The organism is Vibrio sp. R10-SF1-ISO8, from assembly GCF_059833805.1.
The window spans coordinates 528,597-541,730 of the sequence record NZ_JCBDHL010000010.1 but is presented as its reverse complement, the minus strand read 5'-3'; the positions used below and the strand labels follow the sequence as shown (position 1 = coordinate 541,730).

Genomic DNA, 13,134 nt, shown 5'->3' with positions numbered 1-13,134 from the left:
AGCCAGATTGTTACTTTGACAGGCTGCCAATTTCTGGCTTGAATGTTTTGGCCACGCGATTCCAGCTATTGATAGCATTGATCGCAAGTGTTAACACCACTAGGCCTTGCTCACCAAAGACTGCTAATGTCGACGCAAAATCGTCATCAGATATCGCATTATTACTACTGACCATTTCAGCCCAATGTAGCGCAACTTTCTCATCGTCGCTATATATAGGCATCTCTCGCCATGCAGTTAATCCAATCAAGCGATGCTCAGACTCTCCACTACTCAACGCCTCTTTACTATGCATATCGACACAAAAAGCACACTGATTAAGCTGAGACACTCTTAATTTAACCAACTCCCATAGAGCCAATGAGAGCGTTGGTTGCTGATCAAACTGCGCTCTTAAATAGTTTTCTTGACCTAGTAGAATCTGAATCCCTTCTGGCGCAGCATTAAAATAGTCTAATCTTTGAGTCATAGTATTATCTCCTTTAATAGATACGCTCAGATTATTGCTTTCCCTTACTCTATGATTGAAGATTTTCGACACCCATCCAGTCTTGCAAGCCGTGCTCAGTCATGGCAATCTCAAGTGTTATGATATAACATAACCAAAATAAGCAAAATTCACTGGATTGAATGCAAGATATCGAAAAGACCATTAAGCACGTTGAGCAAAGCTGCAAACATCGCGGCAAGCAATTAACGACAAAACGTAAGATCGTTCTACGCGCCTTAATACACTCCAACAAGTCTTTGTCTGCCTATGAATTGGTCGACTACTGCAAAGAGCACTTCGACGCCAACATTCAGGCGATGACCATCTATCGTGTTTTAGACTTTTTAGAAAGCGAACAGTTGGCTCACAAGATCAAAGTGTCTAACAAGTACGTCGCCTGTTCACATATTCATTGTGACCATGACCACGGTGTCGCTCAGTTCTTAATTTGTTCTAAGTGCAACAAAATCAGTGAGCAAACAATTGATCCTGCGATGGTTTCAGGGCTTCAGTCCAACGCGCGCCAAGAAGGTTTTACCATGATTAATCCGCAACTCGAGATCAGTTGTGTGTGCGATGATTGCGCAAAAAAGGAATCGGGCGGCTAAAGCAATCACCTCTCAAGCCAATCCCTACTGCTCATCCCCGCTTAGTTTTAAAACAAGGAGATTTCAAAAACCATGTCTGCCACGCTCATTAAAAATGCCCGAATCGTCAATGAAGGCACTGTTATCGAAGCCGACTTACGCATCGTCGGCCAAAGGATAGAAAAAGTTGAACAGGGTATGACCGCCCAACCTGCTGACACCATCATAGAGGCTAATGGCAAGTACCTTGTTCCCGGAATGATTGATGATCAGGTTCACTTCAGAGAACCGGGACTCACACATAAAGGCTCTATTGCATCAGAGTCCCGCGCGGCAGTTGCCGGTGGCATCACTAGCTATATGGAAATGCCCAATGTTAGCCCTGCAACGACAACCGTTGAAGCTCTCGAACGTAAATTTGATATTGCCTCGGCCAGCTCATTGGCTAACTATTCCTTCTATCTCGGTGCGACAGAGGACAATCTAGAGGAGATTAAGCGCCTCGACCCTAAGAGACACTGCGGCGTTAAAGTGTTTATGGGGGCCTCTACAGGTGATCTTTTGGTTGAGGCACCGCAGGCGCTCGATGCTATCTTCCGTGACTCTCCCGTTCTGATTGTTACCCATTGTGAGAGTGGTCCGGTTATCGCTCAAAACAAACAACGCCTTTTGCAACACAAATCGGAACTCACCATCGAAGATCATCCTCTTCTAAGAGATGACGAAGCTTGTTTCGCCTCTTCCTCTTACGCGGTTGAGTTGGCGAAAAAGCATGGAAGCCAATTGCACGTTTTACACATTACAACGGAAAAAGAACTCGCTCTGTTTGAATCAGGTCCAATCGCAAACAAGAAGATTACTGCGGAAGCCTGTGTCCATCATTTGTGGTTTAGTCACCAAGATTATGCAACCTTAGGTAACCAGATCAAATGTAACCCAGCAATCAAGTTTCCTAGTGACAGAGACGCGCTGGTCAACGCGCTGAAAACAGGCCAAATTGATATTATTGCCACCGATCACGCCCCTCATACATGGCAAGAAAAACAGGTCGCCTATGAACAAGCCCCTGCGGGTTTGCCTTTAGTACAACATGCGCTACTGACCCTGTTTGATCAGGTCAAATCGGGGTACCTGACCATGGCACAGGTTGTTGAAAAGGCTGCGCATAACCCTGCCATTCGCTACGCAATCAAGGAACGCGGATTTATCCGTGAAGGTTATTTTGCTGACTTAGTTCTGGTCGATCCTCAATCAACGACAAGAGTGAGCAACGAAAATAGTTTATACCACTGCGGTTGGTCGCCGTTTGCGGGGCATACTTTCTCTAGCCAGATTCAACACACTTGGGTCAACGGTGACTTAGTGTATGCAAACCAGCAAATAAACCCTTCATCTAACCCAGCAATGCGCTTGTCATTCAATCGATAACCGTCAATCACTCTAAGTCAGTCTATAGGAGAATAACCAATGAGCACTGATAACTCCGCAATAAAGGGAGTTCCAACCAACATCATCACAGGCTTTCTCGGCGTGGGGAAAACATCGGCGATATTGAATCTAATGAAAAGCAAACCAGAGGATGAACGCTGGGCGGTGCTGGTTAATGAGTTTGGTGAAATTGGTGTCGATGGCAGTTTGTTCCACGGGCAAACCAATCAAGGTCAGCAAGTATTTATCCGGGAAGTGCCTGGGGGCTGCATGTGCTGTGCAGCTGGTCTGCCGATGCAAATCGCCCTCAATCAGCTGCTATCAGAGGCAAAACCTGATCGCCTATTGATTGAACCAACAGGTCTTGGTCACCCTAAAGAAGTGTTAGAGGTTCTCTCTTCTGAGCATTATCGCCAAGTGTTGTCACTGCAAAAAAACGTCACTTTGGTCGACGCGCGTAAGTTGTCTGATCAACGTTATACTCATCACGAGACCTTCAATCAGCAGATTGCCATTGCTGATACCGTGGTCGGCAACAAGCAGGATTTGTATCAGCCCGGTGACAAAGCCAAACTCAAAGCTTATGTTGCTGAGGTCAGTCGTCCAAATACTAAGGTTGTCTTTGCTGAGCATGGCAGACTTTCATTGTCTGAGTTTGAAGGAAAAGCAAACCTAGACGCGCATACTCCACACCACCACCATCATCATGAAAGTAAACCACTGGCTTCCGAGTTGCCGATGCCAGACAGCGGTATGCTAAAAGCCACCAACTCAGGTGAAGGTTATCAGAGCGCAGGATGGCGATTTTCAGCGAACAAAATCTTTGACCGCCAAAAATTGCTGAGGTTGTTAGTCGGCTTAAAAGCTGAACGCATGAAAGCGGTATTCATTACCCAAGATGGCATCTTCGGCTATAACCTAACCGAGGATGGTCTGACTGAGTCTGATCTCGATGAATGTAGTGAAACTCGTATCGAAGTGATCGCCGAAACGGTAGCGGCAGACTTAGAAAGCAAGCTCCTTGAATGTGTTATACACTAAATGCAGTCAATCCTGAGTGCTCTCTACGAGCACTCAGGATTTTTCTAACTTGCTGACACCGTGCGTTTCTCTGCCAAAGCCATCGCAATGTTGGCTTTGCTATAGGCACTTTCATTGATGAAATGTGGGTAGATATCTTGTGCCTTCTCCCAAAGAATATCATGGCCTAAAAACGTTGCTAGTAGCGGCTCTCCTTGCTTCACCACTTCAAAGTCTCGCCCGCATACCATCGGATGAACCATAGCGCTGCGCATTCCATCTTGATCGAGCAGAATTGGCACCTCTTCCGTGTAGAAAAACGCGCTGTAATCTTGCAAGTTATCTAGCTGATTGAGATTGTGCTTTTCTACGTAATCTAGCACCGCCGTGAGCATTTGTTTCATCAACTCAAGTGTTTCCGACTTCAGCGAGCCATGAGCTTGAGCCCCGACTTCAATCATCACGCCATACTCGCCTGTTGAGCACAAATAAGGTTGCTCTGACCATGGCTTTCTATCTTCAAACAAGATGTTTGCTTTTGGCATGCGCTGTTTTACGTAGGCCCCCATTTTTCGGTAGAAGCGATCCGTAGAGAGTAGAATGAGCGTCGCGCCCATATTGCTGGTCGTGTTATGTAAATCAACGATGAGCTGATTTTTACTGGCAGCATATTTGGCAGCGAACGCAGAAGCGGCTTTACTCTCATGCAATACGCGTTCTTTCTCGTTACCAAGCTCAGCAAACTCTCGATTTAAGTCTGTCTCTAAATAGCGCACATTCTGTTTTACCGCTTCTGGGTTAGCGATCACCGAAGAGGTAGTAAATGTTGAACGTTCAGCGGAGTAAAGCCTGTCATTAATCAGCTTATGTAAATATATACCTGAAAGCTCATTACCATGTGTCCCCGCAACAATCAGCGCGCTATTGATCTTGTCCATTATATTTCCATTCCAAGGTTTTAAATGATGCAAATGTTATAACATAACAAAACATGCAAAATAAACTTTCTAGGGTTTGAAATACGCACAACTAAAAAAGCCTACCGAAGTAGGTAGGCTTAAGGGAGTTTAGGCATCAAGCTAACTAGTGGCTAGGTCCAAAAGCTCAGAGCGATAAAGGTTAGCACGCCGATACAAGCAATGTTAAGGATAATACCAACTCGCATCATCTCACTCTGTTTAATGTGCCCAGATCCAAACACAATCGCATTCGGAGGCGTCGCAACTGGCAACATAAAGGCACAGGATGCGGCAACCGCTATCAGAACAGACAGGATGACAGGCGACATGCCAAACGCTTCAGCAACACTTGCAAATACAGGGATTAATAAGGCCGCACTCGCCGTATTACTGGCGAATTCCGTTAAGAACACAACAAAAACCGCAATGATAGCGATGATGAAGAAGATCCCCCAGTGAGCAATCATCTCACTCAGGGTATTGGCAAGAAAGACACTTGTTCCCGTTGCCTTTAGAACATTACTCAAACAGATACCACCACCGAACAGGAGCAAAACGCCCCAATCTGCGGTCTTCTCAATATCTTTCCAGTGAACAACGCGGGCAAAGCTAACTGCGATAATGGCCGCTAGCGCCACAAGGGTATCAAACTTAGCGTAACCACCGAGCATGGCATTAATCGGCTTGCTGAAGATCCATAAGCAGACGGTGGCGCCAAAAATAGCCAAAGTCACAACCTTACCTTTATCCCAGTTGATCGCGTCGCGATTTAACTCGAACTCTCCAGATAAGTTTGGCTTTAGAGTCGCGTAAAGAACAGCTATAGCAACAGGCAATAAAATTAGCGAAGTTGGTACACCAAAGCTCATCCACTCAGTAAAAGTTAAACCAACTTCCGCAGCGGCGATAGCATTCGGTGGGCTACCAACAATCGTTGCAATACCACCAATACTTGCGCTGTAGGCGATGCCGAGCAGAACAAACACATAGGTCTTATGACCACTTTCAGAATTCACTTTGCTTAACACGCCGAGTACCAAAGGCAGCATCATCGCCGTGGTCGCAGTGTTACTGATCCACATTGATAGCGCAGCGGTAACACCAAACAGCATGAACACAGCCACACTCATTTTACCTTTAGCGAGGATCAGCACTTTATCTGCAATAACTTTATCCAGTCCCTGACGATGCATAGCGGCAGCTAAGGCGAAGCCACCCAAGAATAAGAAGATAATTGAGTTAGCAAAGTTGTTCAGTGCAGTTTGGGTGTCAAATACACCAAACAAAACAGCCATAATTGGGACTAAAATGGCCGTCACGGTGACATGCAATGCTTCTGTCAGCCAAAGAATCGCGACAAAGGTGAGCATACTAATACCTAGCACCACTTGAGGGTCAAAAGGCAAGGTAAAATACAAGATGAGAAACAGAGCAACGTCTGCGAGGATAATCAGACTATTGCGGTTGAAAAACCATTCTCTAGTATTGTTGGGCAAAGGGACACTATCATTTCTATTCATTATTATTTTTTCCTTATTAGGGCCTTGTGGCATAGCAAATGATCCCACATAAACGCCATTTGGAAATATTTTTCATTGCGAATTTGTTAACCATATCAACAACAAGGTTATGAATGTTAATGGTATGAATGAATTAGATATTTTTCCATCAACACCTAAATTGATTTTCACAAAAATAATTCACCCCAATTATTTATCAACCTCGCTTAGTAAAAATTCAATTGGCGTCATTGGCGAGTAATGTGTCACCTTTTGCCAGTGTGTGGCGCAATTTGATTGCTTATTATTTCCTCATCCCAACAACATAACGTTTAACAATCAGAAAATGAGGCACAATATGGCAAACACAGCATTAATTACTGGCGCATCAGGTGGTATCGGTTTAGAGCTAGCAAAAATACACGCACAGAAAGGTGGCGATCTTGTATTGGTGGCGCGATCTGAAGATAAGTTAAATCAACTGAAAGCTGAATTGGAAAGCGAATACCAAAGCAAGGTGTTTGTTATTGCCGAAGACTTATCTGATCCTCAGTCAGCAGATAGGGTTGCTGCTAGCGTCGAAGCGATGGGACTACAAATCGATACTTTAATTAATAATGCGGGTTTCGGCGGCCATGGATTGTTCCACGAACGAGCACTCACGGATGACCAAGCCATGATGCAGTTAAACATGGTGACCCTAACCAACCTAACTCACCACTTTTTGCAAGGTATGGTTGAGAGACGAAATGGGCGCATTCTCAATGTTTCATCGACTGCGTCATTTATTCCAGGACCATTGCAAGCGGTATACTACGCCACTAAGGCTTATGTCACCTCTTTTACTCAAGCGATTGCCGAAGAAGTTGCACAGTACAATGTTACTGCAACCGCTTTATGTCCGGGGGCTGTCGCAACAGGTTTTGTAGCAGCGGGGAACTTAGATGGTGTCGACATTTGGAAAAATGCCAAATCACCTCGTTCAGTCGCTCAGTGCGGTTATCAGGCAATGGAAAAAGGCGAGCTAGTTGCATTCAACGAACGTGGGCTAAAATTTCAACTTAACTGGGTAATTCCATTCTTACCGCGTAAGATGGTATTAAAAATGTCTCGTAAGTTTATGGAAAAGAACTAATAAAATGAAACGTGCGAACCGATTTGCCGTCTCTCCAATATGGAAAGTGCTACTCAATGACATGCAAATTGATCTCCAAACTGTGTTGGCTTATGCCAACCTGCCAGGGGATTTATTTAGCAGAGAAAATGCCAGCTTAGCGCCTCACGAGTACTTTCAATTGTGTAATGGCTTAGAAAAAGCAGCAGGGGATAAAGAGGTCCCTCTCTTGTTCGCACAGCACCTTTCAGTGGAAGCTTTTGATGCTCCTCTGTTTGCTTCTATCTGCAGTCCAAACTTCAACGCAGCCTTAAGCCGTTTGAGCCAATACAAACCGCTGATTGGCCCAATGATGTCTGTGGTGAATCAAACCGATCAATACACAGAAATCACCGTACGTTGCTACGGCTACCGCGAAGCACTGCCAAAAACGCTTGGCCTAATGGAAACTGTCTTTTTTACCCAGTTGGCACGATTGGCGACGCGAGAGCCAATTCGCCCACTGAGTGTTGAACTGCAAGTGCTACCGAAGGATATCACTCAGTATGAAAGCTACTTCGGCTGCTCCATTCGCAAAGGGGAAGAGGTAAAAATTCGATTTTCTGCGCAAGATGCCGCACGAACCTTCCTTACCTCGAATGCGGCTATGTGGGAGTTTTTCGAGGCGAAACTCAATCAAAAATTATCTGATCTCGATAGCAGGGCCACTACATCTGATCGAGTCAGAGCGGTACTACTGGAAGCGCTGCCAAGTGGTCAATCTAGTATTGAAGACGTCGCAGAAAAACTTGCGATGAGTAAGCGCACACTTCAACGTAAGCTCAGTGCTGAAAAGGAGAGTTTCCAAAGTATCTTACAAACGGTTAGAGAAGAACTTGCTGATCATTACTTAGAGAAATCAGAGATGTCTTTAGGAGAGATTTCGTTTCTGCTTGGCTTTCAGGAGTCCAATTCTTTTATTCGCGCCTACAGTGCTTGGAAAGGCGTTTCACCTGGTCACTACCGAGAGCAATACCATTAATCAGGTGGTTAAAAGGGGACTTGGCAGCCCCCTTTAATAAACTTATCCAATCAGCTTATCGAAGCTTTCCATTACTTCAGCACACTTCATCACTCTGCCGTGGCCTTGTCCTTGGGTTGCCACCAGCGTAACGTTTTCCATTTCTTGAGCCGCCTTTTGTGACACCTCAAACTTAGTAAACTTGTCACCTTGATCGTGGACAATAATGGTTTGCGCACTGCGTAACTTGAGCTTGTTGTATGGGTCGACGGATTGAATTGGGTAGTGGTACTGATCTTCAACCTCAGAAACGACTGCATTGAACAAACGCATTGAGTATCCTGAGCGAGCGACGCTGCCAAATAAGTTGTCGAGATAATCCAATACAGGCGCAATCAACAAGAATGGTTTATCGACCAACTTCTGATGATGACACTCGATTGAAGACGCCGTTCCCATGCTGTGACCAACAAGCCCAGCCACATCATCAACACTATCCAAAATCGCTTCTAAGCCATGAACAAATGCCGGAATATGCCCGTACACGCCGCCACTTTGACCGTGGCCCGGGTGATCATACGCTAATGCGGTGTAGCCTCGGCTAGCGATGTGCTCCATCAAGGGGTAAAACTGACTCGCACTCCCCGACCAACCATGGGTCAGCACCCACACTGGGCCTGTGCCTAATTGGTACGTTTTGAGTACCCCTTCCTTAGATTCTACTTCACCTTTAATCAATCCGGTTGGTTCAGCATTCTTAGGCTTTGTGCGCGCTGGGGTCAGCAGTAACTTGCGCGCGGTGTTCTTCGCATGATTAGGTGCGAGAGTGTGATGAAGCCGAGTAGTTATGTTAACCAAGCTCTTCTTTACACTGAACTTTTGCGAGGTATTAAAGTAAATCTTCTCACTCATGGTTTTATCCTTTTGGTGCCAGTCTCTACTTCTCGCCAAAAAGCGAACGACCGTGCTATTTTTAATTAAATAATAAGCCAAGTAGTGTCTACTTAGCTTAGAATTCGGTTACTTCCAGCTTGCAATCAAACGTTTAACGCCCTGCCAGAAGTGCTCGTTGCTCGCCTGTTCTCCGTGTATCGAATAAAACAGATGAGCACTTAAATACAAACCATACAATTCAAACGTGGCCTGCCTAGGTTTAAGATCTTGACGAAATTCACCATTCTCGACCCCTTTCGCAACCTGAATTCGTAAGTACTCTATCCAAGTCGCGATGGTTTTCTTTAGTACTTGCTGGGTAGGGGCCGATTCTGCGCTCGTCTCTTTCCAAGCATCTAAGAACATACAGCTGCCTTGAAAAGAGTGGTTCCACCCTAACCAGTTATCGAGCAGCAGTGTGAGCTTTTCTTCGATGGTGATCGAAGTTCGCTCCCTCGCGGGCGCAATCACGCGCTGAGTAAAGATCTGGTTGGCGTAATCCAAAACCGCTATTTGCAGGTTATCTTTAGAGTTAAAGTGAGCAAACAAGCCACTCTTCGACATCCCACATTGCTTGGCTAATTCCCCAATGGTTAGGCTCTCAAGCCCATTTTCACTCGCTAGCTCAAATGCCTTGCTTAAGATATTTTCTCGGGTAACTTTGCCTTTACTCATACTGCTCTCTCGTTACTGTTAATGCTATTTTTAGCACACTCGTTCTTTTTTGCAAATTTTATCTCACTTGTCACTGAATGAAATCACAAAGTCTAACCCGTAAATGTAACAATTCTTAGGGTTAGATTTGACTCTCAAATTACTCTGATAACTGATAGTAGCCGCTGCATAATTTGATTTAGATTCATTCCTTAAGGCTGATTTATTGATATACCCTGAACACTTTTAATGGTTTTGATGTCGTTATGGAAAGTAAGAAAATTCAAAGTATTGAGCTAGGCCGCGTGATAGCGATTTTAGCCATTGCCGCCATGCACTGTCAGATGTTTCTCAGCTATTGGCAAATTAATGAGACTCCCTGGGTGGGATATGTGTTTAACCAGATAACACGCTTTGCCGTCCCTTTGTTCTTTTTGATTTCAGGTTATTTGATCCAACCTAAGCTAACCGTTGATCCAATCGCGACGCTTAAGCGCTACACCACTCCTTTGCTGCGCATTTTTATTGTCTGGAGTGTGATATGCCTTGTTATGCCTTTTAACTGGGCGACTGTGGCTGAGCATGGGTATCTCGCCGAACGCCAAGGATATTGGGGTTACCTTGGGCAAGCACCACTCAACTCGCTGCTAGAAGGCGGTCTCGTCCACTTATGGTTTATTCCCGCGCTGATTTTTGCAGCTGCGATTGGTGCTGGATTGAAAAAGTTTAAGCAGATAGAGCTTTTTATCCCGCTTGGCATCGCACTGTATGTTTACGGTGTTCTTGCAGGCAGCTATCAGGGGCTAACAGAGTTCTGGTCTCCATTCTTTACCCGAAACGGCCCGTTCTTTAGTACCTTGCTGTTTGCGATTGGTTTTTCGATTCGTCAGCAAACGATAAATGCTACTTCTCGTCAAGCCTTGCTGCTGGCGTTAGTCGGTATGCTGTTACATTTCGCTGAAGCCTTTATCCTCAATAACTATCAGCAACCGTTTAATGGCAACGACTTCCTGTTTGGCACTGTGCTGTGGGGAACGGGCTGCTTTATGTGGTTACTATCAAACCCAGCACTCGGAACTCATTATTGGCTAACCAAGCAATCTAAGTATGTGTTACCTCTCTACGTGGCTCATCTACCTATGATTATTGTGATGATGAACGTTTCTGGAGTATTGGACCTGACTGGATTTGCCAAAGATATGACCGTACTGTTTGGCGCGATAGTGATAACCTTTGGCTTGATTAAAGGGTTAGAAAAAACGTCCCTCTATCGACTGCTATTTAGGTAGCTATGTTGGAGTATTATAGAGAGCATTGTTTAGGTAATCGTTGAACAATAGACAAAAACAAAGCGATGGGTAATCCATCGCTTTGTGGTTAATTGGGCTTACGAGCCAAGTCTCTGGCAAGAATCAAAGCTAAACCAAACACCTGTAGAAACAAGCCAATGTTCTTGTACCAAGCGATCCTTTCATTAAGCGTTGTCATCAGCTCTGATATAGATAGATTCTCTAGATAAAAGTCATCAATTTGATTTCGATACGATTGCTGGGCTTGGTTTATCAGCATCATCAATTGCGGAAGGTTGTCCAAACTAATCTCTGGTATTGGCTGATTAACCCACTGACTCAATTGACCCTGTAGCGTCGCTTGCAGTTGCTGTTGAACTTCGCCCTCATGAGCGATATGCAGGAGCAACATTTCACGCTTGCGTTCGAGCATTTCAACACTGTTCCACGCGAGCTGAATTGAATAGATGTTTTCGTCTTTTTGCTCAGATAGCTGACCAATCTCCCCACTCAATTTGTCCAGCACAATGCTCGACATCAAAAGCGCCAAGACATTGAGGACTAGCCCCGTCAGCACTAGCGCCCATGCAGGAGGAGAACGAAATATCATTACCACATCCTATCGAATGGTAAGTAAGCAATATTCAGTACAATCAGAACCGTCATCACTAAGAAGGTCATCTTCATCCCCGAAATACGACCTTTTAGTCTGTCTGCAAGGATACCTTTCGCATGTAATATACGGCCAAGAACAAACACAATACCACACGCATGGATCATCCAAGGGCTTGCACCGTTGTACTCCACCATAGCCATCAAAATCAGGGTAACTGGAATGTAATCCACCGCGTTGCCCTGTGCACTTCGGGCGATGGTCAGGGCATCCACCCCGCCATCCGCATATTTTACCTGAGCTTTGCGGCGCTGCTTAATCACTTGAATAGAGAGCCAAATCATTAGTGCAGCAAGAATTGCAGCGTAAAGCGCTGTAACCATCAACATTCTCCTTATGATTCAGGTTTCTAACACCTGATATTTTTCTCATCTCTAAGTATTACTAATTAAGCATAAAAAAGCCCCGCTGAATAGCGGGGCTGAATATTTAAGCCCAGATACGGAAATTTCTGTCGCCCTATCAAAGCGTTTCAATAAAGGGAGCTATCACTCTGAAGCGCTCAATAGCGAGGTTTAAGGCTTACAACGTCCACACTGTTTTGATTTTGCTTCACAGTCTACGAGGTTGCCGTGTTTATCGAGTTGGAAGGTGCAGCATGCCTCGAACAGTTTTTTAAGTTCAACACGGCCTTTCTGCACGCGCGATTTTAACGTTGAGTAGCTGACGCCAACTTTCTCAGCGAGTAGCTTTTGGCTTTCGCCGTTTAGTTCAATAGCTTCTAGCAGTTGAGATTGCTCCGCAGGCAAAGCATTAACACAGGGCTTAATACACTCTGCCATTTCTTGCTCTAAGCTGGCCTCTTGCTCTTCAAACCACAAGTCATCTGCTTCGAGTTCGCCATCACGCTGCTGGCGAGCACGCTTACGGTAAAAGTCGATGATGGTGCGACTAGCCAGTTGAAACAGCCAAGCTTTGACACTGCTGACATCCGCGATGGTAGATAAGTTCTGATAGGTTTTGAGTAAAATCTCTTGCTGCAAATCTTCCGCATCATCTGGGTTACTAACCTTAGAGTGAAGGAAAGACTTTAACGCCTGCTGATACTCTGCCCACACTTGCTCTAAGCTGAGGCTTGGGTTAGCAGTTTTCATCTGCGCAACACTCATCCTGCAAGAAGCCAATAACACCTTCTAGACATTGGTAATCGGTGACACAGTAAAGTGTTCGACCTTCTCGACGTTGGCTAATCAATCCCGCTGAAGCAAGGCTAGAGATATGGTGAGAAAGCGTTGAGCCTGGTATACCTAGCTTCTCTTGCAAGCTACCCACTGCAATACCTTGATAACCTGCTTTGACTACACTTTTGTATATCGAAAGACGAGTTGGGTGACCAAGCTCTTTAAGTGCTTTGGCAACGACTTCAAGTTCCATTACAGACTCCACATAAGATGATATATTTCCAAAATAATCGAAATATATCCAAGATGCAATAGTTAACAGCCCCACTTTCTAGACAAGCATAAAATGACGATTTCACCACCCATA

General features: G+C 45.0%; 15 protein-coding genes. 6 read left to right on the top strand and 9 right to left on the bottom strand.

Annotated elements, in window-relative coordinates; translation table 11 throughout:
• Window positions 1-10: 10 nt before the first annotated feature.
• Window positions 11-469: a carboxymuconolactone decarboxylase family protein gene (locus tag AC6R00_RS08100; protein WP_500639985.1), complete on the bottom strand. Its 459-nt coding sequence runs from the start codon at window positions 467-469 to the stop codon at window positions 11-13.
• Between the two features lie 161 nt (window positions 470-630).
• On the opposite strand from AC6R00_RS08100, the gene AC6R00_RS08095 reads away from it, so the two are divergent.
• The 3 genes from AC6R00_RS08095 to AC6R00_RS08085 all read left to right on the top strand — a co-directional run bounded on the left by AC6R00_RS08095 (window position 631) and on the right by AC6R00_RS08085 (window position 3,546).
• The gene (locus tag AC6R00_RS08095) at window positions 631-1,098 is read left to right on the top strand and encodes a Fur family transcriptional regulator (protein ID WP_500639984.1); all 468 of its coding nucleotides are present in this window, start codon (window positions 631-633) and stop codon (window positions 1,096-1,098) included.
• A 72-nt stretch (window positions 1,099-1,170) separates the two neighbouring features.
• Entirely contained in the window at window positions 1,171-2,505 is a 1,335-nt protein-coding gene (locus AC6R00_RS08090; protein WP_500639983.1) for a dihydroorotase, read from the top strand.
• Between the two features lie 39 nt (window positions 2,506-2,544).
• The gene (locus tag AC6R00_RS08085; RefSeq protein WP_500639982.1) at window positions 2,545-3,546 is read left to right on the top strand and encodes a CobW family GTP-binding protein; all 1,002 of its coding nucleotides are present in this window, start codon (window positions 2,545-2,547) and stop codon (window positions 3,544-3,546) included.
• Between the two features lie 44 nt (window positions 3,547-3,590).
• On the opposite strand, the gene AC6R00_RS08080 is transcribed toward AC6R00_RS08085, so the two are convergent.
• Together AC6R00_RS08080 and AC6R00_RS08075 are read right to left on the bottom strand one after the other, a co-directional pair.
• On the bottom strand, window positions 3,591-4,463 hold the full coding sequence (locus AC6R00_RS08080; protein ID WP_500639981.1) for an aspartoacylase: 873 nt from the start codon (window positions 4,461-4,463) through the stop codon (window positions 3,591-3,593).
• 152 nt (window positions 4,464-4,615) lie between these two features.
• Entirely contained in the window at window positions 4,616-6,004 is a 1,389-nt protein-coding gene (locus AC6R00_RS08075; RefSeq protein ID WP_239855841.1) for an SLC13 family permease, read from the bottom strand.
• Between the two features lie 337 nt (window positions 6,005-6,341).
• Between AC6R00_RS08075 and AC6R00_RS08070 the strand changes: the two genes are divergently transcribed.
• On the top strand, window positions 6,342-7,118 hold the full coding sequence (locus AC6R00_RS08070; protein ID WP_500639980.1) for an SDR family NAD(P)-dependent oxidoreductase: 777 nt from the start codon (window positions 6,342-6,344) through the stop codon (window positions 7,116-7,118).
• 4 nt (window positions 7,119-7,122) lie between these two features.
• Complete coding sequence (locus AC6R00_RS08065; protein WP_500639979.1) at window positions 7,123-8,118, top strand: AraC family transcriptional regulator; 996 nt, start codon at window positions 7,123-7,125, stop codon at window positions 8,116-8,118.
• Window positions 8,119-8,160: 42 nt separating this feature from the next.
• Here the strand turns inward: AC6R00_RS08065 and AC6R00_RS08060 are convergent, their stop codons facing one another.
• Both AC6R00_RS08060 and AC6R00_RS08055 read right to left on the bottom strand, forming a co-directional pair.
• On the bottom strand, window positions 8,161-9,009 hold the full coding sequence (locus AC6R00_RS08060) for an alpha/beta fold hydrolase (RefSeq protein ID WP_171320277.1): 849 nt from the start codon (window positions 9,007-9,009) through the stop codon (window positions 8,161-8,163).
• Between the two features lie 108 nt (window positions 9,010-9,117).
• Window positions 9,118-9,705: a TetR/AcrR family transcriptional regulator gene (locus AC6R00_RS08055; protein ID WP_500639978.1), complete on the bottom strand. Its 588-nt coding sequence runs from the start codon at window positions 9,703-9,705 to the stop codon at window positions 9,118-9,120.
• A 245-nt stretch (window positions 9,706-9,950) separates the two neighbouring features.
• Between AC6R00_RS08055 and AC6R00_RS08050 the strand changes: the two genes are divergently transcribed.
• Complete coding sequence (locus AC6R00_RS08050) at window positions 9,951-10,973, top strand: acyltransferase (protein WP_500639977.1); 1,023 nt, start codon at window positions 9,951-9,953, stop codon at window positions 10,971-10,973.
• An 88-nt stretch (window positions 10,974-11,061) separates the two neighbouring features.
• Here AC6R00_RS08050 and AC6R00_RS08045 read toward each other — a convergent pair whose 3' ends face one another.
• The 4 genes from AC6R00_RS08045 to AC6R00_RS08030 form a co-directional block, all read right to left on the bottom strand.
• Window positions 11,062-11,583: a DNA mismatch repair protein gene (locus AC6R00_RS08045; RefSeq protein WP_367939182.1), complete on the bottom strand. Its 522-nt coding sequence runs from the start codon at window positions 11,581-11,583 to the stop codon at window positions 11,062-11,064.
• Entirely contained in the window at window positions 11,583-11,969 is a 387-nt protein-coding gene (locus AC6R00_RS08040; RefSeq protein WP_500639976.1) for an MAPEG family protein, read from the bottom strand. The genes AC6R00_RS08045 and AC6R00_RS08040 overlap by 1 nt, the downstream gene beginning before the upstream one ends.
• 192 nt (window positions 11,970-12,161) lie before the next feature.
• Window positions 12,162-12,740, bottom strand: coding sequence for an RNA polymerase sigma factor SigZ (sigZ, locus tag AC6R00_RS08035; protein ID WP_500639975.1), 579 nt, complete (start codon window positions 12,738-12,740; stop codon window positions 12,162-12,164).
• Complete coding sequence (locus AC6R00_RS08030) at window positions 12,727-13,020, bottom strand: ArsR/SmtB family transcription factor (protein WP_004747330.1); 294 nt, start codon at window positions 13,018-13,020, stop codon at window positions 12,727-12,729. Before AC6R00_RS08030 ends, sigZ begins: the two co-directional genes overlap by 14 nt.
• Between the last annotated feature and the right edge of the window lie 114 nt (window positions 13,021-13,134).